General features: G+C 58.1%; 25 protein-coding genes. 10 read left to right on the top strand and 15 right to left on the bottom strand.

Annotated elements, in window-relative coordinates; genetic code table 11:
* Window positions 1–34 precede the first annotated feature (34 nt).
* Genes rimK through rimA form a run of 3 tightly spaced genes read right to left on the bottom strand, consistent with a single transcriptional unit; the run spans window position 35 to window position 2,212 of the window.
* Window positions 35–940 (bottom strand): 30S ribosomal protein S6--L-glutamate ligase, encoded by a 906-nt coding sequence (gene rimK, locus GTU76_RS12565; RefSeq protein ID WP_007949201.1) that lies wholly within the window; start codon window positions 938–940, stop codon window positions 35–37.
* Entirely contained in the window at window positions 937–1,416 is a 480-nt protein-coding gene (gene rimB / locus GTU76_RS12560) for a retropepsin-like aspartic endopeptidase RimB (RefSeq protein ID WP_484573303.1), read from the bottom strand. The genes rimK and rimB overlap by 4 nt, the downstream gene beginning before the upstream one ends.
* A gap of 16 nt (window positions 1,417–1,432) precedes the next feature.
* Window positions 1,433–2,212, bottom strand: a complete 780-nt coding sequence (rimA, locus tag GTU76_RS12555) for a S6 modification regulatory phosphodiesterase RimA (protein WP_016986268.1) — start codon at window positions 2,210–2,212, stop codon at window positions 1,433–1,435.
* A gap of 116 nt (window positions 2,213–2,328) precedes the next feature.
* Here rimA and GTU76_RS12550 point away from each other — a divergent pair, with 116 nt between their 5' ends.
* Window positions 2,329–2,736 carry an RNA-binding S4 domain-containing protein gene (locus GTU76_RS12550; protein WP_007917939.1) on the top strand — a complete coding sequence of 136 codons (408 nt, stop codon included), beginning with the start codon at window positions 2,329–2,331 and terminating at the stop codon, window positions 2,734–2,736.
* Window positions 2,737–2,857: 121 nt separating this feature from the next.
* On the opposite strand, the gene GTU76_RS12545 is transcribed toward GTU76_RS12550, so the two are convergent.
* Window positions 2,858–3,658, bottom strand: a complete 801-nt coding sequence (locus GTU76_RS12545; RefSeq protein WP_175552880.1) for a phosphatase PAP2 family protein — start codon at window positions 3,656–3,658, stop codon at window positions 2,858–2,860.
* A 105-nt stretch (window positions 3,659–3,763) separates the two neighbouring features.
* Here GTU76_RS12545 and hslO point away from each other — a divergent pair, with 105 nt between their 5' ends.
* Together hslO and GTU76_RS12535 are read left to right on the top strand one after the other, a co-directional pair.
* Entirely contained in the window at window positions 3,764–4,666 is a 903-nt protein-coding gene (hslO, locus tag GTU76_RS12540) for an Hsp33 family molecular chaperone HslO (RefSeq protein ID WP_180698726.1), read from the top strand.
* Between the two features lie 181 nt (window positions 4,667–4,847).
* On the top strand, window positions 4,848–6,389 hold the full coding sequence (locus GTU76_RS12535; protein WP_180698725.1) for a phosphoenolpyruvate carboxykinase: 1,542 nt from the start codon (window positions 4,848–4,850) through the stop codon (window positions 6,387–6,389).
* Between the two features lie 65 nt (window positions 6,390–6,454).
* On the opposite strand, the gene GTU76_RS12530 is transcribed toward GTU76_RS12535, so the two are convergent.
* The 6 genes from GTU76_RS12530 to GTU76_RS12505 all read right to left on the bottom strand — a co-directional run bounded on the left by GTU76_RS12530 (window position 6,455) and on the right by GTU76_RS12505 (window position 10,112).
* On the bottom strand, window positions 6,455–6,934 hold the full coding sequence (locus tag GTU76_RS12530; RefSeq protein ID WP_180698724.1) for a helix-turn-helix domain-containing protein: 480 nt from the start codon (window positions 6,932–6,934) through the stop codon (window positions 6,455–6,457).
* A gap of 132 nt (window positions 6,935–7,066) precedes the next feature.
* Window positions 7,067–7,339 carry a type II toxin-antitoxin system RelE/ParE family toxin gene (locus GTU76_RS12525; protein WP_095120817.1) on the bottom strand — a complete coding sequence of 91 codons (273 nt, stop codon included), beginning with the start codon at window positions 7,337–7,339 and terminating at the stop codon, window positions 7,067–7,069.
* Window positions 7,339–7,782 carry an antitoxin PaaA2 family protein gene (locus GTU76_RS12520; protein WP_180698723.1) on the bottom strand — a complete coding sequence of 148 codons (444 nt, stop codon included), beginning with the start codon at window positions 7,780–7,782 and terminating at the stop codon, window positions 7,339–7,341. The genes GTU76_RS12525 and GTU76_RS12520 overlap by 1 nt, the downstream gene beginning before the upstream one ends.
* Before the next feature lie 156 nt (window positions 7,783–7,938).
* On the bottom strand, window positions 7,939–8,238 hold the full coding sequence (locus GTU76_RS12515) for a hypothetical protein (protein ID WP_180698722.1): 300 nt from the start codon (window positions 8,236–8,238) through the stop codon (window positions 7,939–7,941).
* A 361-nt stretch (window positions 8,239–8,599) separates the two neighbouring features.
* A complete protein-coding gene (locus GTU76_RS12510; protein ID WP_180698721.1) occupies window positions 8,600–9,742 on the bottom strand; it encodes a hypothetical protein in 1,143 nt (380 codons plus the stop codon).
* 94 nt (window positions 9,743–9,836) lie between these two features.
* Window positions 9,837–10,112, bottom strand: coding sequence for a hypothetical protein (locus GTU76_RS12505; protein WP_007917948.1), 276 nt, complete (start codon window positions 10,110–10,112; stop codon window positions 9,837–9,839).
* Window positions 10,113–10,416: 304 nt separating this feature from the next.
* Between GTU76_RS12505 and GTU76_RS12500 the strand changes: the two genes are divergently transcribed.
* The 4 genes from GTU76_RS12500 (at window position 10,417) to GTU76_RS12485 (ending at window position 15,039) form a co-directional block, all read left to right on the top strand.
* Window positions 10,417–10,920 carry a hypothetical protein gene (locus GTU76_RS12500; RefSeq protein ID WP_016986260.1) on the top strand — a complete coding sequence of 168 codons (504 nt, stop codon included), beginning with the start codon at window positions 10,417–10,419 and terminating at the stop codon, window positions 10,918–10,920.
* Between the two features lie 179 nt (window positions 10,921–11,099).
* The gene (locus GTU76_RS12495; protein WP_016986259.1) at window positions 11,100–13,034 is read left to right on the top strand and encodes a RecQ family ATP-dependent DNA helicase; all 1,935 of its coding nucleotides are present in this window, start codon (window positions 11,100–11,102) and stop codon (window positions 13,032–13,034) included.
* A 132-nt stretch (window positions 13,035–13,166) separates the two neighbouring features.
* Window positions 13,167–14,393 carry a 3-hydroxyacyl-CoA dehydrogenase gene (locus GTU76_RS12490; RefSeq protein WP_016986258.1) on the top strand — a complete coding sequence of 409 codons (1,227 nt, stop codon included), beginning with the start codon at window positions 13,167–13,169 and terminating at the stop codon, window positions 14,391–14,393.
* 220 nt (window positions 14,394–14,613) lie between these two features.
* A complete protein-coding gene (locus GTU76_RS12485) occupies window positions 14,614–15,039 on the top strand; it encodes an acyl-CoA thioesterase (protein ID WP_016986400.1) in 426 nt (141 codons plus the stop codon).
* A gap of 55 nt (window positions 15,040–15,094) precedes the next feature.
* On the opposite strand, the gene GTU76_RS12480 is transcribed toward GTU76_RS12485, so the two are convergent.
* From GTU76_RS12480 to GTU76_RS12465, 4 genes are all read right to left on the bottom strand, one after another.
* On the bottom strand, window positions 15,095–15,577 hold the full coding sequence (locus GTU76_RS12480; RefSeq protein ID WP_016986401.1) for a glycine zipper domain-containing protein: 483 nt from the start codon (window positions 15,575–15,577) through the stop codon (window positions 15,095–15,097).
* Between the two features lie 327 nt (window positions 15,578–15,904).
* Entirely contained in the window at window positions 15,905–18,253 is a 2,349-nt protein-coding gene (locus tag GTU76_RS12475; RefSeq protein WP_016986402.1) for an FdhF/YdeP family oxidoreductase, read from the bottom strand.
* Complete coding sequence (gene fdhD / locus GTU76_RS12470) at window positions 18,250–19,089, bottom strand: formate dehydrogenase accessory sulfurtransferase FdhD (protein ID WP_016986403.1); 840 nt, start codon at window positions 19,087–19,089, stop codon at window positions 18,250–18,252. The genes GTU76_RS12475 and fdhD overlap by 4 nt, the downstream gene beginning before the upstream one ends.
* A 92-nt stretch (window positions 19,090–19,181) precedes the next feature.
* Window positions 19,182–20,069, bottom strand: a complete 888-nt coding sequence (locus GTU76_RS12465) for a LysR family transcriptional regulator (RefSeq protein ID WP_180698720.1) — start codon at window positions 20,067–20,069, stop codon at window positions 19,182–19,184.
* Between the two features lie 136 nt (window positions 20,070–20,205).
* Here GTU76_RS12465 and lysM point away from each other — a divergent pair, with 136 nt between their 5' ends.
* Window positions 20,206–20,646: a peptidoglycan-binding protein LysM gene (lysM, locus tag GTU76_RS12460; protein ID WP_016986405.1), complete on the top strand. Its 441-nt coding sequence runs from the start codon at window positions 20,206–20,208 to the stop codon at window positions 20,644–20,646.
* 100 nt (window positions 20,647–20,746) lie between these two features.
* Here lysM and yrfG read toward each other — a convergent pair whose 3' ends face one another.
* The gene (gene yrfG / locus GTU76_RS12455) at window positions 20,747–21,409 is read right to left on the bottom strand and encodes a GMP/IMP nucleotidase (RefSeq protein ID WP_180698719.1); all 663 of its coding nucleotides are present in this window, start codon (window positions 21,407–21,409) and stop codon (window positions 20,747–20,749) included.
* An 89-nt stretch (window positions 21,410–21,498) separates the two neighbouring features.
* Between yrfG and nudE the strand changes: the two genes are divergently transcribed.
* Window positions 21,499–22,065 carry an ADP compounds hydrolase NudE gene (gene nudE, locus GTU76_RS12450; RefSeq protein ID WP_180698718.1) on the top strand — a complete coding sequence of 189 codons (567 nt, stop codon included), beginning with the start codon at window positions 21,499–21,501 and terminating at the stop codon, window positions 22,063–22,065.
* An 11-nt stretch (window positions 22,066–22,076) separates the two neighbouring features.
* Window positions 22,077–22,904, top strand: coding sequence for a 3'(2'),5'-bisphosphate nucleotidase CysQ (gene cysQ / locus GTU76_RS12445; protein WP_180698717.1), 828 nt, complete (start codon window positions 22,077–22,079; stop codon window positions 22,902–22,904).
* The last annotated feature ends 203 nt before the right edge of the window (window positions 22,905–23,107 follow it).

The raw sequence follows: 23,107 nt of genomic DNA, 5'->3' as shown, positions 1-23,107 counted from the left end.
AGAGGGTTAGGGTGAGGGGCTTCTGCTCTTAGCTCTAGCCCTTGCCTTTGGTCCGAGTCATATTCGGCCCGCCATTCTTCTCAAGATGCTCAATGATGATCCCCGCCACATTCTTGCCGGTAGTGGTCTCGATCCCTTCCAGCCCCGGCGACGAGTTCACTTCCATCACCAGCGGCCCGTGATTGGAGCGCAGGATATCCACACCTGCCACCGCCAGGCCCATGACCTTGGCCGCACGCAGCGCAGTCATGCGCTCTTCTGGCGTAATCTTGATCAGGCTGGCGCTGCCGCCGCGATGCAGATTTGAACGGAACTCACCCGGTTTGGCCTGACGCTTCATTGCCGCGATGACTTTGTCACCGACCACGAAGCAGCGAATATCCGCACCGCCGGCTTCCTTGATGTACTCCTGAACCATGATGTTCTGCTTCAGGCCCATGAACGCCTCGATCACCGATTCGGCAGCGGTCGCGGTTTCGCACAACACCACGCCGATACCCTGGGTGCCTTCCAGCACCTTGATCACCAATGGCGCACCGTTGACCATGTCGATCAAATCGGGAATGTCATCCGGCGAGTGCGCAAAACCAGTCACCGGCAGACCAATACCGCGACGCGACAACAGTTGCAGCGAACGCAGCTTGTCCCGTGAACGGGCGATGGCCACCGATTCGTTGAGCGGGAATACCCCCATCATTTCGAACTGACGCAACACCGCGCAGCCGTAGAACGTCACCGACGCGCCGATCCGTGGAATCACCGCGTCAAAGCCTTCCAGCGGTTTGCCGCGATAGTGAATCTGCGGCTTGTGGCTGGCGATGTTCATGTAGGCGCGCAAGGTGTCGATCACTACCATTTCATGCCCGCGCTCGGTTCCGGCTTCGACCAGACGGCGGGTGGAATACAGACGCGGGTTCCGCGACAGCACAGCGATCTTCATGCAACACCTGTGGAGGAGGTAGATACCGGGAACACCGGCTTGTCTTGTACATACTTGATGCCCGGATTGACGACCAGATGGCCATCGATCAGGGCTTTGGAACCGAGCAACAGGCGATAGCGCATGGATTTGCGGCAGGCGAGGGTGAACTCGATCGGCCAGACCCGATCACCCAAGGCCAGAGTGGTGCTGATCACATAGCGCTCCTGGGCATGGCCGTTGGAGCTTTTGATGGTTTTGCGCGTCACCAGTAGCGCTTCGCAGCGGCGGTGACGCAACTGCACCACCGTGCCCAGATGCGCGGTGAAACGCACCCACTTTTCACCGTCACGTTCGAACGGTTCGATGTCGGTGGCGTGCAGGCTGGAGGTGCTGGCGCCGGTGTCGATTTTCGCTCGCAGGCCTGCGACTCCCAGATCAGGGAGCGCCACCCACTCGCGCAGACCGACAACGGTCAAATGATCAAATGTCTTCAATAGAAAAAACCAACGATTAACGCGTCCAGGCCTCAGGTGAAACCTGGGCCAACGCTTTGAATGCAGGTTTGGCGAACCAGTAGCCCTGCATCAGAAAAATTCCACAATCCGCCAGGAAATCCCGTTCACCGGCGCTCTCGATGCCTTCGGCAATGACTGTAACGTCCAACTCCGCACAGATTGTGACAATCCCCCGGACGATCGCCTGACGAACACGGTCTTGATCGACATCGCGGATCAGCGCCATGTCGAGTTTGATCAGGTCCGGTTGGAAATCAGCCAGCAGATTGAGCCCCGAATAACCGGCACCGAAATCATCGATAGCGGTCTTGAAGCCGAATTCGCGGTATTCACGCAGAATATTGGTCAAATGGCGATAGTTATCTACGTGCTCGCTTTCCAGGGTTTCGAAAATCAGTCGGTCAATCGGGAAATGGTGTTTTTTTGCCGCCTCGAGCGTACTGCGAATGCACAGCTCTGGACGATAGACCGCGTTGGGCATGAAGTTGATCGACAAGTGTGTCTGCATATTTAGATTGGCCGCGCCTTCGATGGCGCGGGTCCGGCAGAGCTGGTCGAAACGGTAGCGGTTGTCTTCTGTAACCTGATCCAACACAGTCAGTGCGCCTTCACCGCGCACCCCACGGACCAGCGCTTCATGGGCGAAAACCGACTGGTTGCGCAGATCGACGATAGGTTGGTAGGCAAAGTCAAAATCGAAGCCCAACGGTTCACTGTGCTGGCAGCCCTGGCAACCGGTGTGGTTCGAGGTTAATGAAGACGGAAATTTAGTCACTCGATCACTCCATGCCGACGCGCCGGCCAAGATCACAGTCTATCTGGAGGGCCGAGTTCTTGCGCCCGCCAGAAACGGTAGTACAGTTCCGACTACTGGCCGAACGAGGAATTCAAATGGCACAAAAAAGCGAAGAGGACGACAAGGTCCGTCTCGACAAGTGGTTGTGGGCTGCGCGTTTTTACAAAACCCGTGCCTTGGCCAAAGCGGCGATCGAAAGCGGCAAGGTGCATTGTCGCGGTGAACGCTGCAAGCCTGGCAAAGAGCCACGCATCGGTGATGAGTTCGAGATTCGTACCGGGTTTGAAGTGCGTACGGTGAAGGTCGAGGCGTTGTCGATTGTGCGGCGTGGTGCCCCGGAGGCGCAGACGTTGTATGCGGAGACCGAGGCGAGTATTGCCAAGCGTGAAGCGGCTGCGGCGATGCGCAAGGCGGGTGCGTTGGGCGTGAGCACCGACGGCAAGCCGAGCAAGAAGCAGCGGCGGGATTTGTTCAAGTTTCGGGGTAGCAGTAACGACGAATAATCGCGTTATTGGTGCTGGCCTCTTCGCGAGCAGGCTCGCTCCCACAGGAGATTGCATTTCAATCTGGGAGCGAGCCTGCTCGCGAATCGAGGGCGCAGCCCTCGCCGAAGACAGCTCGGTATCAGGCGCTACGCACCACACTCATCCGCGACACCAGCGGCAACTTGCCCAGCAGCGCGAATATCGGCGCTGTCACCTTCAACCAGAAGTTCGAGGCGTGATACGCAAACGGCGTGTAATAACCCCAGCCCAAGGCCCAAACCGCCAGCAGCAGACCGCCGATGTAATCGTCCTGCCCCCAATGCGCACCGGCCACCAGTCGCGGCAGCATGAACAACAGCGCCAGACCCCAGATCGTCAGGAACTGGCCGACAGTACGACTGAACACGCCCATAAATAGCGCCCAAATCAGCAATACCGATGCATGATCCCCCGGGAAACTCTGGCCAGAACGATCCTTCAGCTCCCAGGTTTTCTCCAGGTGCGGGAAGTAATCGCTGATGTGTACCGCGCCTTCCAGCACCATCGACGGGCTGCTGTGTTGCCAGTCCATGTGATCGGCGAACTTGGAAAACACCGCGCGGATCACCACCATCAACAGCAGGATCGAGAAAAAACCGAAGAATGCGCGACGCACATCAATCGCCTTGAACACCCAGTCGCCCTTGATCAGCAGCGTCAGCAGGATCAGTCCGACAACGATGTCGAATGGGCGCAGACTTGCAATTGCCCAGATGTGGAGCCATATCGGGTTGCTGGCCAGCGGTGCATTGAGCGAGCGGAACAGCCACTCGTCGAAAATCACACACAGCGAGTTGCCCGTAGGCCATAACCAGAAAGCCAGTAGCGCCAACGGCACTACGTTGCACAGAACCAGCCGGCCGAGGTTCCACCTTGATTGGAACAAACCCGGATTGTTCATAAAATGCCTCCCATGGCAGAGCAGTCGGCACCAAAAAGAGTGCCAAGAAGCGCAAATTTTCACGTCTTGTAACCATTTTGTCACCACATTCAGATACCCAAAATTATGACCGACCTAGCGGATACCGATTTCACCCAACGTTTCATCTTCGATGACAGCGACACGCGCGGCGAACTGGTTGCGCTTGAACGCAGCTACGCCGAGGTTCTCGCCAAGCACCCGTACCCGGAGCCAGTGGCGCAACTGCTGGGCGAATTGATGGCGGCCGCCTCGTTGCTGGTAGGCACGCTGAAGTTCGATGGCTTGCTGATTCTGCAGGCGCGTTCCGAAGGGCCGATCCCGCTGCTGATGATCGAATGTTCCAGCGAGCGCGAGATCCGAGGCCTGGCGCGTTACAACGCCGAGCAGATCGCGCCGGATGCGACCCTTGCCGACCTGATGCCGGGCGGTGACCTGACCCTGACCGTCGACCCGACTGTCGGTCAGCGCTACCAGGGCATTGTCGATCTCGACGGCGAAACCCTGTCGGAATGCTTCACCAACTATTTCGTCATGTCGCAACAGGTCGGCACGCGCTTCAAGCTGTTCGCCGATGGCCGTCGTGCCCGCGGGATGCTGCTGCAGCAACTGCCGGCCGACCGCCTGAAAGACGAAGAAGAGCGCGCCGCCAGCTGGCAGCACCTCACCGCACTGGCGAGCACGCTGACCGCCGATGAGTTGTTGAGCCTGGACAACGAAACCGTGTTGCATCGCCTCTACCATGAAGAGCAGGTGCGCCTGTTTGATGTGCAGAACCTGCGTTTCCGTTGCACTTGCTCACGCGAGCGTTCGGGCAACGCGCTGGTCAGTCTGGGTCTGGAAGATGCGCAGGCACTGGTGGCCGAACAAGGTGGCAAAGTCGAGATCGATTGCCAGTTCTGCAACGAGCGTTATGAGTTCGACGCCGCCGATATTGCTCAATTGTTCGCTGGCGCAGGCGTCGACACGCCGTCAGATACCCGGCACTAAAACGGTTCAGCGCAGGTAAATTCACTGCGTAACGACGGAATTTCGCCGTTACGACGGGAGGACCCTACTCTTTTTGGGCTTTTCTGGCATAATCCGGCCCACTTTTTTCGCGGTAGTAGTGCACGACTTTCTACTACAAAACGTTTGGAGCACACTCGGCCACTGGCCGACGGGGAACCTCATGACGCAAGCCAATAACGCCGTGTACACCGATCTGAGTGTTGATGATCTGGTAAAAGAAGCCCTGAACCGCGGTGAGGGCGAGCTTGCCGATACCGGCGCTCTGGTTGTTCGCACTGGTCACCGCACCGGTCGTTCGCCTGTTGACCGTTTCATCGTTGAAGAGCCTTCCACCCAGGCCGCTATCGCCTGGGGCCCGATCAACCGCAAGTTCCCGGCCGACAAGTTCGACGCGCTGTGGGCTCGTGTAGAAGCATTCAACAACGCGCAAGAGCACTTTGTGTCCCACGTGCATGTAGGCGCGGCGGAAGATCACTACCTGGCCGTGAAAATGACCACCCAGACTGCCTGGCAGAATCTGTTCGGTCGTTGCCTGTTCATCAACCCGGCCCAGTACAACCCGGCCGGTCGTGAAGAGTGGCAAGTGCTCAACGTGGCCAACTTCGAGTGCGTGCCTGAGCGTGACGGCACCAACTCCGACGGTTGCGTGATCCTCAACTTCGCACAGAAGAAAGTGTTGATCGCCGGCATGCGTTACGCCGGTGAGATGAAGAAAGCCATGTTCTCCGTGCAGAACTTCCTGCTGCCGGCCGCTGACGTGCTGCCAATGCACTGCGCTGCCAACATCGGCGAAGAAGGCGACGTGACCCTGTTCTTCGGTCTGTCGGGCACCGGTAAAACCACCCTGTCGGCTGACGAAAGCCGTTACCTGATCGGTGACGACGAACACGGCTGGGGCGAAGGCGTGGTGTTCAACATCGAAGGCGGTTGCTATGCCAAGTGCATCGACCTCTCCGAGAAAAACGAGCCGGTTATCTGGAAAGCCATCAAGCACGGCGCAGTACTGGAAAACGTCGTCATTGACGACGCCAAGCACGCCGACTACGCCGATGTCAGCCTGACCCAGAACAGCCGCGCCGCGTACCCGCTGGAGCACGTTGCCAAGCGTTCCGAGCACAACCTCGGTGGCGAGCCAAACGCGGTGATCTTCCTGACTTGCGACCTGACCGGCGTACTGCCGCCAGTGTCGATCCTCAATGAAGAACAAGCGGCCTACCACTTCCTGTCCGGCTACACCGCTTTGGTGGGCTCGACTGAAATGGGTTCGGGCAGCGGCATCAAGTCGACCTTCTCCACCTGCTTCGGCGCACCGTTCTTCCCGCGTCCGGCCGGCGAATACGCAGAACTGCTGATCAAGCGCATCCGCGGCTTCGGCTCCAAGGTCTACCTGGTCAACACCGGCTGGACCGGCGGCGGCTACGGCGTCGGCAAACGCTTCAACATCCCGACCACCCGCGCAGTGATCGCCGCGATCCAAAGCGGCGCACTGATCGGTGCAGCCACTGAACACCTCGACACCATCAACCTCGACGTGCCACTGGCCGTACCGGGCGTTGAAACCAACCTGCTTAACCCACGCAACACCTGGTCTGACAAGGCTGCGTACGACGAGGCTGCGAAAGCACTGGCCGGTCTGTTCATCGAGAACTTCAAAAAGTTTGAAGTTAGCGACGCGATCAAGGCTGCAGGGCCGAAGTTGTAAGATTGGTTTGTTGTGAATGAAAAAGCCGCCCTTTAGGGGCGGCTTTTTTGTGGGCGTTTTTCTTGCTATGTGCCCTGCGAGGGCTTTCGCGTCAGCAATCCAGACAGCGAGTGAGTATTCATAGGGAAGTTCTTGAGTTTATCTTGACTCACATATGCGGCTTCGATAACGCTCGTGTGTGAAGTCGGTAGTTTTCTTTGCTTTGGAATATCGAGACTCGGTTCACTCGCTGATTTTTTGCCGAGTGAAGTCTTAGAGGAAAGAAGCCTGGAGTCCTGCAGTCGGTAACCGAGTTCATCCGTGGAACCCAGAAGATGCAGATCTTGCTCGAGACCTAGTACGTGCATCACTGACAAGTACGCTCCCATTGTGACGCCTGCACTACCTGCTTCCAGTGAGCGTAATGTCATGACTGACATTCCAGCCCTTTCAGCGACTAGTTTTGCAGTGAGTCTGCGCCTAAGACGGGCCAGTTTCAGGCGCTCACCAAGATCGTTCAAGAGTCGTGCAACCTTCGGAAGTAGCGGCGAGGTTCTCCTGGCCATAAAGCTAAAATTCCTTCACTTTTGAGGTGATAACAACGGAATAATTACAGTTGACAGGGGGATCAAGGAGTTACGTCTACCCTTGAGTCATTCAACCTTCTGAGCGCCCCATCACTCAACTGTCTGACGTGATCACGGCCATTGTTGCCTGGCATGCATCACTCTCAATACTTCCACACATTCGTTTTTGATCGTGTAAACGATGACGTAACTGGGGGTTGCGACGATTTCCCGTGTTCCTTCAACTCTGCCCTTTCTGTACAGCGTTGGACGCTGTCGGGCGAGCTCCCCTTTTGATTCAAATATCTCATCGAGGTCAGCCGCTGCTTCAGGGTTGTCCTGACTAATACGATCCATAATCCGCTCTCGGTCAATATGCGTCTCCGGACGCCAAATCAACTTCATTAGCGTACTCGTTTACGCAGGGCATCACGCTTGGCGGCAAATATTCGGCGGGTTTCTTCATCGCTAATACTAGGTCTTGGATCGTCAATACTGATCTGTACCTGTCGTTTGAACCATTCGTCATATGCGGCTGCCTCATGCGCTTGTTTCATTGCTTCGGCGCGATCAGGACGAGCGTATGTTTTCATTTGCGATGGGTCATAGCTGGAAGCGTCAACAACGAACTGGTTGATACCCAGTCCTCTCAAATAGGTCACCAGTGTTTCAAGCCGTTTGAACAGGCGCACCTGGCCACTCCGTTGCGCTGTTAGCGTCTGTTCTTCATTGCCATGCTGAATTTGAATCGCCCAGCCACCAGGCTTGGCGACGATACTTGTGTTTCTTACAGAGCCGTTTTCAATCAGGCGACTGAGAGTGCTGTGATCAATGGTTTCAGTGGTCATGGAGGCAAACTCTTGGCTGAACAGTGGCGTCCATCGTACGCAATCAATAGTAGTTTGCAAAATTCAACTCCTGGCAGTAGACACCGAGTGTCCAAAATTATGTTCGTTGGTGAGGCAGGCGATTCTTGTCGGAAACACACCTGCCTGAGATCGTTTTTAGGCTGAAGCCTTCCAATTGAGCATCTGCTGCTGCGCGACCTGCAGCAGGTCACAGCCATCCTGCGTCAGCAGATAGAGGGCGTGGGTGATGTGGGGGATGTCTTCGACGTCGGCTTGTTTGAAGTTGAGGCAGTAGAGGGTGCGTAGCAGATCGGCGGAGGCGCGCAGGCGCTGGACGGCGCATTCGAGGATGTCTTGTGGATTGGCCGTTGTGTCGATGATCAGGGGCTTGGTGTCGGTGAGGTTGGATTCGAGGGCTCGGTAGCGATCGGTGGTGAATTGATTCCAAGTTGTCATTTTTAATCCTCAATTGCTTCGAAAGAAGCCACCGCATCGTGACCAAGCGACAGGAGGCGACTGTGTTCGGGTTGGTCAACCGGTGAGGATCGTGCACATACCCGGCACACCCGAAGGTGTCCCAAACACAGTCACCATAAACCGCAGGCAAGTGAGTGCCGGCAGCATACAGCGCGTGCGTATACACGATCCAATCGGGTGACCAAGCCCGAGTCGCTGATTTGGCAGCGACAGTCACGACTATAGATTTGACTTACCAAGCCGCGATAGGCGGCAAGGGAGTCTGAGCTTGTAGGAACGGGACGAATACCAGATAGGCCATTGCTGTAGGTTTTTTCGTCCATTCACGCGCCCACGGCCTTCAACCAATCACCCGATACGCCGAAACATCCAACGAACTCGTCGTCAGCCCCGTTGCCGGCGCGTAGATCGAACCCTTCACCGCCGAGAACGGCACGCCTTTGCTGCCTAGCGAAACATAGCGCTCACCTTTATCCAGTTCGGTGAAGTAGGTGTAGGAAATGCTGTGCATCCGCTTGTAGCGCGCTTCGTCGGCGACGATGGCGCCTGTCAGGCGCAGGAGGTCGGCTTCGCTCAGGTTCAGGGTTTTGTTCAGTTGTACGCCCCAGCGCTTGAGGCAGGTTTCGGCGAGGTGGCGGACGATACGGCCAGGCTCGACCAGCGTTTTCAGGTCGCCGCTGTTGGTGGGTACGCCGCCGGCGGCAGTGGCGTTGCCGGCCATGGTCGCGTGGCGGCCGGCCATCGGGTAGACGCAGGTTTTAGTGCCGGTGGCGGTTTGTGGAATGACGCAGCTGAACCCTTTGGAGCGTTCATCGCGGGCATAGAAGGCGACATATTCTTTGACGTTGGCGCCGAGTTTGACGCGTTGATCCTGGAAGTTGCCGATTCCCGGGACTGGATCAAGGGCGAATATATTAACCGGGATATTGTTAAGTTGAGGATCATTTAACATCGCATTGGCCAGCATATGGCAACTTATCCCACCGCGACTCCAGCCCACCAGATTGACTTGAGTGGGAATAACTCCATCCTTGCGAAACGTCTTGATGATCTGCTCCTGCAACTTCTGTTGGGTCACACTACGATCGCCATAGTTGTATTTACGCCAGAACCACGAACCTTCGACCTTTACGTCTTCAATAGGAATGCCGGCGGTTTTAAGGCGGTTGTATTCGGCCTCGGTGAGTTGTACGCGCTGCCAGTCGCATTTGCCTTTGATAACATTGACGGCGTGTTGCACGTTTTCTTCCCAGCCTTTGCCGAACAACGTGCCGGTCAGGCCATACTCCTTGGTCTTGGTGAACAGGTCGTCGGCTTGCAGGTTGCCGCTGCCGGGCCCGTCGACGACGATCCATTCGGCGAACTCGCGGCCGGTATGGTTGGAAGCCAGTGTGGAAACCAATTCACCGTCCCAGAAGTTTTCATGGGTAGTGTCAAACTTGTTGGAGCCGGTGCCGCAAAAAAATATAGTCAGAACTGTCATGGTGTTGCTCTCGTTTAGTTGTAAGAGCGAACAAGTTAGTGTTGGTGGTGTGTATAAATAAAGCCCGGTGGTGTTTCCGCGTTTGTAATGCAGATTAGTTGTATGTTGTTTGCGGCGGTTTCTGTTTGGCAACTTCAAGCAAGTCACAACCATCCTGTACCAGTAAATAAAGCGCGTTAACGATGTTGGGGATATCTTTCACGTCAGCTTGTTTGAAACATAGGCAATAGAGCGTTTCCAGCAAATCTCCGGCTGCGCGTAAACGCTGATCGGCGGCATTGATCAGGTCAGTCTGGCTGGAGTGGCTGTCGATAAGCAGTACCGGGTTTTCGCTGTAGCAGGTCTTGAGTGGGCGATAGCGGTTGATCATGGTGAGGCATGTCCTGTTCGAAGGTGCTGGAGGCGGGCCGGCAGAGTGTTTGCAGCCGCGCCGGCCACTATAGAAGGGCGTTTCTCTGTGGGACAAGACAGCCGCAATGGACAGTATTCGTAGGGGTTTTTCCGTGTTTTGAGGAAATGCCCTACGTGTTTTCGCAGCTTTTTCAGGCCAAAACCCTTAGGCGTAATAATTCCTACGTGATTGTCAGGCGATTCGCGGTAAACCGCTGTATCGTGCGCGCCAGAATCTGTAGGGCGTTTCCAGACGTCTGACACGCGCTTAAAGGGAATTAGGTATGCACTGGCTACGAATGGCCGCGATTTTACTGCTAGGTCTGAGCACTTGCCGTTTAACGATGGCCTCAGACGTTGGCAATGCGTGGGTGCTGGATCGCCTCGATCGCACCGATTGGCCGGAGGCACTCATCAGCCAGGCGAGCATGGACACGGCGTCGCGCGGTGAAGTGTTGATGTTCGCCAAAGCACTGTTGGCCAGTGAAGCGCTGGATGAAGAGGGGCTTGAGCAGCGACTCGGTGTGCCCCACGTGCAGTTGAAGTCGATTCGCCATGTACGTGACGGCCTTTGGGAGGGGTTGTTGAGCACCTATCGCAACGCCAGTCAGAACTGTGATGAGCAACCGTTCTGCCCGCGTGTGCGCAGCGTCGCTGATCTGCGTCAGTTGGCGGCGGCATTCACCGGCGACATCAGCCCGGCCCATGCGCTGTGGGCGAGCAAGAGCCAAGGTGTGCATGAGCAGATGCTGAATGAGCAACTGCGGGTGGCGGTGTTGCGGCCCTGAACCTCTGGTTTTGTGTTGGTCTGACCGGCCTCTTCGCGAGCAAGCTCGCTCCCACAGGGACCGTGGTGTTCAAGTAATCGCTGTATCATTCCGAATCGATTTGGCCCCGACCTTTTCTCGACTCGCTGCGATCGCCCGCTAGGCTGTTGGCATGGCAGCAGTCAATGGAGTGACAGCGAATGCACAACACCCTGGAACAGGTTTTTGGTTTTCCACAGTTTCGACCCGGACAAGAGACTGCGATCAGCGCGGTGCTGGCCGGGCGCTCGGCGGCGGCGATTTTCCCCACCGGTTCCGGCAAGTCGATTTGCTATCAATTGCCAGCGCTGATGCTGCCGCACCTGACGTTGGTGGTCTCGCCGTTGTTGGCGCTGATGCAGGATCAGTTGGCCTTTTTGCAGCGACACGGTATCTCGGCTGGCAGCATCGATTCGGCGCAAAGCCGCGATGACGCCAATGATGTGATGGCCCGCGCCCGCTCGGGTGAACTGAAAATTCTGATGATCTCGGTGGAGCGCTTGAAGAACGAGCGCTTCCGCAACTTTCTGCAGCAGGTGCCGATCTCGCTGCTGGTGGTGGACGAGGCGCATTGCATCTCGGAATGGGGCCACAACTTTCGCCCCGACTACCTCAAGCTGCCGGACTACCAGCGCCAGTTCAACATCCCGCAGACCTTGCTGCTGACGGCGACGGCAACGCCGAAAGTCATCGCTGACATGCAGGCCAAATTCGCGATTGCTGCTGACGATGTGGTCACTACCGGTTTCTACCGGCCCAATCTCAATCTGCTGGTGGAGCCTGTGCGCGGTCAGGACAAGCGTCGGCGTCTGGTGGAGTGGATGAGCGAGCGTGCCGGACAGCCGAGCATCGTCTACGTGACCCTGCAGAAAACCGCCGAACACATCGCCGAACACCTTGAGCGCAACGGCATCCAGGCCGAGGCGTATCACGCCGGTTTAGCCCACGACAAACGCGAGGCGATCCAGAAGCGCTTTATGGCTGGGCAGTCCAATTGCATCGTTGCGACGATCGCTTTCGGCATGGGCATCGACAAGAGCGACATCCGCAATGTCGTGCACTTCGACCTGCCCAAATCCATCGAAAACTACAGTCAGGAAATCGGCCGCGCTGGGCGTGACGGGCAGCCGTCGGACTGCCTGGTATTGGCCAATCGCGACAGCCTCAACGTGCTGGAAAACTTCGTTTACGGTGATACCCCGGAGCGCGATGGCATTCGCTATGTGCTCGACGAACTGAAGGCCTCGGTACCGGAAGGACAGTGGGAGTTTCTGCTCGGGCCATTGGCGGACCAGAGCAATATTCGCTCACTTCCGCTGAAGACATTGCTGGTGCAACTGGAGCTGCGCGGTTTGATTGCGCCGCGCTACGCCTACTACGCCGAATACCGTTTCAAATACCTGCTGGAGCCCGAAGCACTGCTTGAGCGTTTCGACGGTGAGCGCAGGGATTTCGTCGCCGCAATCATTCAGACTTCGGCGCGCGCGCGCACCTGGGCCACGGTGAATTTCGAGGCGATGTATTCGCAGTATTCCGCCGAGCGCAATCGGGTGGTTAAGGCGCTGGATTATTTTCAGGAGAAGGGCTGGGTCGAGCTGGAAAGCAAACAGATGACCGAGGTCTACAGCCTTCTGAACAGCGACTTTGACAGCGATGTCCTGAGCGCTGAGCTGCATGAATATTTCACCCGGCATGAGCAGGCCGAAGTGGCGCGAATTCACGCGATGCTTGAAGTCTTCGCCACCGAACGCTGCCTGGGTTATCGCCTGGCGGAGTATTTCGGTGATCACAATGCGCCCGAGCGATGTGGGCATTGTTCGGTGTGTCACGGCCAGGTTGCGCGGTTGCCGCCACCACCGGAGTTGCCAGCGCTTGTGGATAAAAACTTTGCGGCGTTGTGTGGCGATTTTATCCACAAGCATGAGCAGCACACCGGGGTCCTGCCGACGGCGGAGCGGCTGACAAGGTTTCTGTGCGGGATCAGCGTGCCATTGTTCACCAAACTCAAGGCTCGGGCGATTCCCGGGTTTGCGGCACTGGAAGAGTATCCCTATGCCGAAGTCCGGAACTGGGCTGACGATCATTTGCTCGATTAAACATAAATCCTGTGGGAGTCAGGGCGCCTGCATCCATCCGCTGAATGTCGATCATCACGGTAATAAACTTCAAAAACCGTCGTTGGCTGACTATGGTGAGTCCAGTCTTTGGATCGCCAACAAGAGAACAACATGAGCCAGACATCGTTCGATATTCAGCAGGCCGCCGTAATCGGCGCGGGCACCATGGGCCGTGGCATTGTCATGTGCCTGGCCAATGCCGGCGTGAGCGTGCAGTGGGTGGATAACAATCCACAGATGCTTGAACAGGCACTCGCCACCGTCGCCCAGACTTATGCACACAACGTTCGCCAGGGGCGGATTGATCAGGCCGAGGCGGATGCACGTATCGCTCGGGTCAGCGCGGCGGCTGATTACGCGGCGATTCGCAATGTCGATCTGGTGATCGAGGCGGTGTACGAAAATCTTGAGCTGAAGCAGAAGATCTTTCGTGAACTCGATGGCTTGCTCAAGCCTGAGGCATTGTTGGCGAGCAATACCTCGGCGCTGGATATCGATGCGATCGCTGCGGCGACCAGACGTCCTGAGCAAGTGCTCGGCCTGCATTTCTTCAGCCCGGCGCACATCATGAAGCTGCTGGAAATTGTTCGTGGTGCGCAGACTTCGCCGGCCGCGCTGGAGGCGGCGCTGACGCTAGGCAAGCGCATGGGCAAGGTCAGTGTGGTGTCGGGCAACTGCCACGGTTTTATTGGCAATCGCATGCTGCATCCGTATGTGCTGGAGGCGCGCAAGATGTTGCTCGAAGGCACTTATCCACAACAGGTCGACGCGGCGCTGCAAGGCTTTGGTTTTGCCATGGGACCGTTTCGCATGTACGACGTCGTCGGCATCGATCTGGAGTGGCGTGCACGCGAGCTGGCCGGCAAGGGCCAGGATGCGCCGCAGGTTCAGGTGGATAACCGCTTGTGCGAGCTGGGCCGGTTTGGCCAGAAGTCCGGCAACGGTTATTACCATTACGAGCCGGGCAGTCGTCAGGCGGAGCACGATCCTGAGGTAGATGCGCTGGTATTGCAGGTCAGCGAGGGGCTGGGCTTTCAACGTCGCGAGATTGGTCCTGAGGAGATTCTGGAGCGCTGCCTGTTAGCGTTGGTCAATGAAGGCGCGAAGATTTTGCAGGAAGGCATTGCCGAGTCGGCGCACGACATCGATCTGGTGTATCTGAACGGCTACGGCTTCCCGGCGGAAAAGGGCGGGCCGATGGCGTGGGCGGATCAGCAAGGGCTGGCGGATATTCATCAGCGCTTGCTGGCGCTGGAGACGCGGCAGGGCGATCAGTGGAAACCGGCGCGGTTGATTGGTGAGTTGGCGGCGCAAGGGAAGGGGTTTGCTCAAATGTGATGTCGCCGCCAGAATCGATCCCCCTCACCCCAGCCCTCTCCCCCAAAGGGGGCGAGGGGGAAAGGGAGCCGATCTGCGTGGCTTTCAACATGTAAGTTCGACTCGACAGTTCAGGTCGGTGTATTCCGAGAAAACACCTCGGTCAGTCCCCTCTCCCTCTGGGAGAGGGCTAGGGTGAGGGCAAGCGGCCTCACTGAAAAACAGGAGAACCAGCCCAACCATGTCCACCCCTCAACGCGCCGACTACCCGCACTTCCAGCCCATCACCACACGCTGGCACGACAACGACGCCTACGGTCACGTCAACAACGTCACCTACTACAGCTTCTTCGACACGGCGGTGAACACCTACCTGATACAGGTCGGTGGTCTGGATATCCATGACGGTGAGGTGGTGGGTTTTGTGGTCAGTTCGGCGTGCGATTATTTCGCATCGATTGCGTTCCCGGACTTGATCGAGATCGGTCTGCGGGTCGGCAAGTTGGGCAACAGTTCGGTGCAATATGAACTGGCGGTGTTCAAGGTCGGCGAAAGTGAAGCGTGTGCGGCGGGGCGCTTCGTTCACGTATTCGTCGATCGGGCGAGCAATCAGCCGGTGCCGATCCCTGCCCGCTTGCGCGAGGCGCTCGAGCGTCTGGTGGTTTGAGAAAGGCAAAAAAAATCGCAGCCCTCGGGCTGCGATTTTTATTCAAGCATTCGCCTTAACGATGGCGATAGTACTTGTGATGCTTGCGGTGGCCGTAGGCATGGCCGCGACCACGGTGGTCGTCGCGGTAGTAGCGACGATCATCATGACGACGGTCGTAGCGACGATCGTCGTCATCGCTCTTGTTGCCCATGTAGTTGCCCAGCGCGCCACCGGCACCGCCACCTGCTGCGGAGCCGATCAGGCTGCCGGTGGTGCCGCCCATGCTGCGGCCGACTACGTTACCGCCGGCTGCGCCCAGCGCACCACCGATGGCGGCTTCGCCACGGCTGCGTTTGTCGGCGCCGACCGCACTACCACCCGCGCCGCCCAAGGCTGCGCCGATGGTGGAACCTGTATTGCCGCCTAAGGACTGACCGACGACCGAGCCAAGAACCCCGCCCAATGCGCCGCCCACACCTGCTTCGGTGGTGCCGCCTGCGGAAGCAAAACCACTGACCAGGCCAAGGGACAACAAGAGAATCGAGGAGAACTTCATAGATGAGCCTCAAAGGGATGACGGCGCCGATCCTGAGGCTGTGTAACAAGCGTGACAATCGAAATCCGACGAATAACACGACTTGTATACAATTTTGCAAGTTGCTGTTTTTTCACCGGAACTTAACCGTTTTTCGCCGGTCTTTAGCTACTTCGGACAGGCCGCTTTTGTGAAAAAGCGGCCTTTTTTGTGGGCGTTGGAAAAGCGTTCGAGCTTAGAAAGGTATTGTCTGAACCGACGCCTTCGCGAGCAAGCTCGCTCCCACATTTGAACTGCATTCCAATGTGGGAGCGAGCTTGCTCGCGAAGGGGTCAGTCAGTCACGGCATCAAGCAGACTTGGCCATGATCAACCCGGTCTCACTCGCCGCTTCCAGCCGAATCGCAATGAACTTCGACGTCGGCGTATGGCTGCCATCCCCGGTGCTTTCCAGCGGCACCAGCGGATTCACTTCCGGGTAATACGCCGCCGCTTGTCCCGCCGGAATATCAAACGCCAGCAGCGTGAAGCCCTTCACGCGACGCTCGCGACCATCGTCCCATATCGAAACAATGTCGGCCTTCTGCCCCGGACGGAAGCCCAGACGAATGATGTCTGCCTCGTTGGCGAACAACACATCACGCTGACCCTTGACCCCGCGATAACGGTCGTCGAGACCATAAATCGTCGTGTTGTACTGATCGTGGGAGCGCATCGATTGCAGGATCAAATCCGGCAGTTGCCCGGTGGCGCGGGTGCGCTCGTGCACCAGATCTTTCGGCAGCATGTTCGCGCGGAAGTTGGCCCGGCCCGACGGCGTATTCCACTTGCGCGCGCCAGCGCTGTTGCCGAGGTAGAAACCGCCCGGGTTTTTGATCTTCTCGTTGAATTCCTTGAAGTTGGGAATGGTGTCGGCGATCAGGTCGCGTATGCGCCCGTAATCGGCCACCAGCCAGTTCCAGTCCACCGGTTTGCTGCCCAGCGTGGCGGCAGCGATGCCGGCGATGATCGACGGCTCCGAACGCATCTGGTTCGACAGCGGCTGCAACTGACCGTTGGAAGCGTGAACCATGCTGAACGAGTCTTCCACGGTGACCGCTTGCGGGCCTTCGGTCTGGATGTCGATGTCGGTCCGACCGAGGCACGGCAGGATCAGTGCGTCTTTACCGTGAGCCAGGTGGCTGCGGTTGAGCTTGGTGCTGATCTGCACGGTCAGGTCGCAATTGCTCAGTGCGGCGAAGGTACGCGGGCTATCCGGTGTGGCTTGGGCGAAGTTGCCGCCCAGACCGATGAAGACCTTGGCGCGACCCTCAGCCATTGCGTGGATCGCTTCAACCACGTTGTGGCCGTTGTGGCGCGGCACCTTGAACTGGAAGCGTCGTTCCAGCGAATCGAGGAACGCCACCGGCGGACGCTCGTTGATGCCCATCGTGCGGTCGCCCTGCACGTTACTGTGGCCGCGCACCGGGCACAGGCCTGCGCCCGGTTTGCCGATGTTGCCGCGCAGCAGCATCAGGTTGGCGATTTCCTGAATGGTCGGCACCGAATGGCGATGCTGGGTGATGCCCATCGCCCAGCACATGATCACGTTCTTGCCCTTGGCGTACATGCGCGCAGCCTGCTCGATTTCTACGAGGGTCAGGCCGGATTGCTCGACGATCTGTTCCCACGGCGTGTCATCGACCACACCGAGATATTCCAGCACGTTGGCGCTGTGGGCGTTGAGGAAGTCATGGTCGAACACCGCCGGCGTGCCAGCTTTCTGTGCGTCTCGCTCCCATTGCAGAAGGAACTTGGCCATGCCGCGCAGCAACGCCATGTCGCCGCCGAGTGCCGGGCGGAAATACGCAGTGTTGGTCGGTTTGTCACCGTTGGTGAGCATTTCAATCGGGTGTTGCGGGTGCTGGAAACGTTCCAGGCCACGCTCTTTCAACGGGTTGATGCACACCACTTGCGCGCCGCGTTTCACCGCTTCACGCAGCGGTTCGAGCATACGCGGGTGGTTGGTGCCGGGGTTCTGGCCCCAGACAAAAATCGCGTCGGCGTGTTCGAAATCGTCGAAGGTCACGGTGCCTTTGCCGACGCCGACACTCTGCGCCAAGGCGACGCCGCTGGCCTCGTGGCACATGTTCGAGCAGTCAGGGAAGTTGTTGGTGCCATAAGCGCGCACGAACAGCTGATACAGGTACGCCGCCTCGTTGCTGGCGCGACCCGAGGTGTAGAACTCGGCCAGATCCGGGCTCGGCAGACTTTGCAGGTGCTTGGCGATCAGCGTGTAGGCGTCGTCCCAGCTGATCGGCTTGTAGCGATCGGTTTCGGCGTCGTAGACCATTGGCTCGGTCAGGCGGCCCTGGTACTCGAGCCAGTAATCACTCTGCTCCAGCAGCGAAGTGACGCTGTGTTTAGCGAAGAACTTGGCGTCCACACGACGCTTGGTCGCTTCCCAGTTCACCGCTTTCGCGCCGTTCTCGCAGAACTTGACCATGCCGCTTTCCGGCGAATCACCCCAGGCGCAACCCGGGCAGTCGAAGCCACCGTTCTGGTTGGTCTTGAGCATCATGCGCAGGTTTTTCAGCGCGTTGTCGCTGGTCAACCAGGCCTGGGCCACACTGATCAGGGCACCCCAGCCGCCGGCGGCGCCTTTGTAAGGCTTGTAGCGCGGGACAGGTTTCTGGTCGGCTTGATGATGTTGGCTCACGCTTGATTCTCCATCGCAGGGCTATACACCCGCGGCGCACTTTTCTGCGGCAGGTGGATGAGATTGAGGTTGTGTCGACGGGCCCATTGCACGGCAAGGCCCGTGGGTGCGGACAGGCTGACCAGGGTCTGGATGCCGGCGCGCAAGACTTTCTGGATCAATTCGAGGCTGCAACGGCTGGTGACAATTGCCAGTCCGCCTTCTGTGGATATCTTTTGCCGGATCAGTCCGCCGATCAGTTTGTCGAGGGCGTTGTGCCGGCCAATGTCTTCGCGACCGAGCAGCAATTCACCGCTGGCGTTCATGAACACCGCCGCATGCACCGCGCCGCAAAACTGACCCAACGGCTGGAATGCACCGATGCGCTGGCGCAGACCATCGAGCCACTCAATCGGCGGCAATGGCGCACCGGGCAACACCTTCAGATCGGGTAGTGCTTGCTCGACCGCTTCAACGCCGCACAATCCGCAACCGCTGGTGCCAGCCATTTGCCGGCGCTGCTGCTTGAGGTTCCAGAACGCACGGTTGGCAATGGTCACTTGCGCGTATTGCGCGGAGCCGGCACCGGTCAGTTGCAGGTCATAAATGTCGGTTGCGTCCTCGATGATGCCGCTGCCGAGGCTGAAGCCGACGATGAAGTCTTCCAGGTCGGTCGGTGTCACCAGCATCACTGCCTGACTGATGCCGTTATAGGCGATCGCCAACGCGACTTCCTCGGCCAGCGCAGTGCTGGCCGATTCTTCGCGGGGTAAATCGCTGTAACTGTAGGTCTGGCTGGCGGCAGGCGCGGGCGTTTCAAGTGCAGGCGCCGCGCAGGCTGGGCGCTTGGCGTTCATGGCATCACCGACGGTTTGATCAACGTTAAGACTAGGCGCGGCAAGTTGTCGCGTCTAATCGCTAGTGTCGATCTATCGATAGATGCCGTCGATCAAGAAGCCGTTGGCGATTTCTGATACAGCGCGAAACAGGCCTCGGCCAGCGCTGAACGCGGGGCGCCACGGCGCATGATCAAGCCAAGCGGGGCGAGGGTCCGGGCGTTTTCGATGGGTTGCAGGCGCAGGTGATCGGTGAGTTTTTCCAGCCCGCCGTCCAGCGGCATGATCGCGCAGCAAAAACCGCCGTGCACGGCTTGTAACAATTGATGGACGGCGTCGGTTTGCAGCAACGGTTGCGGGGTCAGACCACGGCTGTGGAAGTTGTGGTCGATGGACTGACGGAAATGCATGCCGCTGGTGAGCATGCCCAGCGGCAGTTCGATCAGCGATTGCCAGCTCAAGGGTGCGTCGCCGAAGGTGAAGGTGCGCTGGTCGTAGAGCAGGCCCATGCGGGTTTCGCTGAAGGCCAGGGATTCGAAGCGTTCGTTGTCCAGACGATCAAGATAGGACACACCGAGGTCGATGCGGTTGTTCGCCAGATGTTCGAGGATCTGCTCGGAACTCAGCGCCGACATTTCAAATCGCAGGTTCGGGTGTGCAGTGTGCAGGCGTTGCATCAACGGCAGCGGATCGAAACTCGACAGTGGAACCACCCCTAGGCGCAACGTACCGATGAGGTTGCCACGACAGGCCGCCGCCTCCGCGTGCAAGCCGTCATAAGCCGCCATCACCGAACGTGCCCACGCCAGCACCCGCTCGCCCGGTGCGGTGAAGCCTTCGAAGCGCTGGCCACGGTTGACCAGCGGCAGGTCGAGTTCTTCTTCGAGGCTGCGCAGGCGCATCGACAGGGTTGGCTGGGTGATGTGGCAACGCGCGGCGGCCTGGCCGAAGTGGCGGGTTTCGTCGAGGGCGATGAGGAATTTCAGCTGCTTGATGTCCATCTTCGCTCCGGGCGCTGGCAGGGGTTGGCGATTCTACCGCTTGCGCGGTGGCAGGGTCATTGGTCGGCTTGGAACCGGGTTTGTCTGTCGTGGTCTAGGCTTGGACGTCTGGAACCCAAATCAAGGAGTGTGCGCTATGAGTCTTTTGAGCTTTGTGAAAGAAGCCGGTGAGAAGCTGATCGATCTGCTGACCCCGGGCAACGCCAATGCCAGTGAGCAGTTGAAGGAACACATCAGCAAGGTCGGTCTGGGCAATCCGAATGTGCAGGCGACGGTGGATGGCGACAAAGTGACCGTCACCGGTGAAGTTGCGAGTCAGGAAGAGAAAGAGAAGATTTTGCTGGCGGTGGGCAATATTGCTGGGGTTGGCAGCGTTGATGATCAGATTACGGTGAGTGGCCCGGTTGTCACTGCCGCACAATTTGTCGTGGTCAAGTCGGGTGACACCCTCAGCGCGATTTCTCTGCGTGTGTACGGGGATGCCAACAAGTATCAGAAAATTTTCGATGCCAACAAACCGATGCTCAAGGATGTGAACAAAATCTATCCGGGGCAGACACTGCGTATTCCTGAGTAACACAAAACCCCTGTAGGGGCTGCCGCAGGCTGCGATCTTTTGACTTTGATTTTTAAAAACCAGATCAAAAGATCGCAGCCTTCGCCAGCTCCTACAAAGATCAAAGACCAGCGATCAGATTGCGGTAATCCTCAACCGCCGCAAACTCCGCCGTGTCCTTCGGCCCCTTGCGGCTGTCCGGCTCTTTCACCGCCAGCAAATGCGCCACACCAAATTCCCGCGCACTGCGCAGAATCGGCAAGGTGTCGTCGATAAACAGACTGCGCGCCGGATCAAAACCTATATCTGCCTGCAAGGCATCCCAGAACTGCGGGTTCTCTTTGGGGAAACCGTAATCATGCGAGCTGATCAGCCGCTCGAAATATGGCGCCAGCTCAATCCGTTCCAGCTTCAGCGACAGTGAGTCGCGGTGCGCGTTGGTGATCATGATCACCCGTTTGCCGGCGCGTTTGATCGCCGCCAGAAAGGTATCGGCATCCGGGCGCAGGGCGATCAGGTGCGCAGTTTCGAGCTTCAAATCACGCACCGATAACTTCAGTTCGGCACTCCAGAAATCCAGGCAATACCACTGCAACTGGCCGGCATGGCGTTCGAACAGCGGCTGCAATTCCATCTCGGCCATGGCCCGGCTGACCCCGTGCAGTTCGGCGTAGCGCTGGGGCAGATGTTCCAGCCAGAAGTGATTGTCGAAGTGCAGATCCAGCAACGTGCCGTCCATGTCGAGCAGAACGGTATCGATGTCGGACCACGGTAATGAAGGCATGGCAACGTCTCGAAACGGTAGAAAGATATCCGACATAAACAATCGGGAAAGCCGCGTTATAGTAGCGCGTTCACGCCAAGGAGCTTTGCATGCGCCAGAAACCCACCGTACTTGCCCGCGAGATCGTCGCCACCAGTCGTCTGTTTTGCGTCGAAGAACTCAAGCTGCGCTTTTCCAACGGCGTGGAACGCACTTATGAGCGTCTGGTTGGCAAAGGTGCGGGCTACGGCGCGGTGATGATTGTGGCGATGCTGGATTCCGAACACGCGGTGTTGGTCGAAGAATATTGCGGCGGTGTTGACGAATATGAACTGTCCTTGCCTAAAGGTTTGATCGAACCGGGCGAAGATGTATTGGCGGCTGCAGAGCGTGAGCTCAAGGAGGAGGCCGGTTTTGGTGCGCGGCAACTTGAACATCTGACCGAGCTGTCGTTGTCTCCCGGTTACATGAGCCAGAAGATTCAGGTTGTCCTGGCCACCGATTTGTACGAAGAGCGTCTGGAAGGTGATGAGCCTGAACCGATGCGCGTCGATAAGGTGAACCTGCGCGAATTGTCGTCGCTGGCGCTCAATCCTCAATTTTCCGAAGGACGCGCGCTGGCGGCACTTTATTTGGCCCGCGATCTGCTGACCCAACGAGGGTTCTTTGTGTCATGAGTGAGATGTCGATGAAATTTCCCCACCCGCTGATGGCGCCCGTGGTTGAGCTGGCATTGCAGGCCGGCGAGGCGATTTTGCCGTTCTGGCGCGCTGGCGTTGAAGTGACGGCCAAATCCGATGATTCGCCGGTGACGGCGGCAGATCTGGCCGCGCACCACCTGATTCTCGCCGGGCTGACGGCGCTGGATCCGAGCATTCCGGTGTTGTCGGAAGAAGACGCCAACATCGCGCAGAGCGTGCGCGCAGGCTGGCAGCGCTGGTGGCTGGTGGATCCGCTGGATGGCACCAAGGAGTTCATCAGCGGCAGCGAAGAGTTCACTGTGAATATTGCGCTGATCGAAAACGGTCGCGTGGTGTTTGGCGTGGTGTCGATGCCGACCAATGGTCGTTATTACGTCGGAGGTGCCGGGCTTGGTGCCTGGCGCTGCGACGAGGACGGCACGCCGGTTGCGATTCAGGTGCGTGATGTGCCGGGGCCGGGCGAGGCGTTTACCGTGGTCGCCAGCCGTCGTCATTCGAGTCCCGAACAGGAGCGTCTGCTGGCCGGGCTGAATGCGAGCCTGGGCGAGTTGCAATTGGCGAATATTGGCAGCTCGCTGAAATTTTGCCTGGTGGCGGAAGGCGCGGCGGATTGCTATCCGCGACTGGCGCCGACTTCGCAGTGGGACACGGCGGCGGCGCAGGGCGTGCTGGAAGGTGCGGGCGGTGAGGTGTTGGATCTGCGCGGAGAAGCGTTCTGTTATCCGGCGCGGGAATCGCTGCGCAATGAGTTCTTTTTGGCGCTGCCGGCGAAGGCGGCGTGGCGGGAGAGGTTATTGGAGTTGGCCCGGGGTTAAGGGGGCTGACCGGCCATCGCCCTCACCCCAGCCCTCTCCCCCAGGAGAGGGAGCCGACCGCAGGATATTTGAGAGCAACCCCGACCTGGTCGAACTTTGCTGAATCCATAATCGCTGCGATCTTACAGGTCGATGTATAACGCAAGACACCTCGGTCAGTCCCCTCTCCCTCGGGGAGAGGGTTAGGGTGAGGGGCTTTTGAT

It is taken from the genome of Pseudomonas crudilactis (assembly GCF_013433315.1).
GTDB classification, from domain to species: Bacteria; Pseudomonadota; Gammaproteobacteria; order Pseudomonadales; family Pseudomonadaceae; genus Aquipseudomonas; species Aquipseudomonas crudilactis.
Note: the sequence above shows the minus strand (reverse complement) of the source record. Positions and strands in the feature narration are given on the sequence as shown.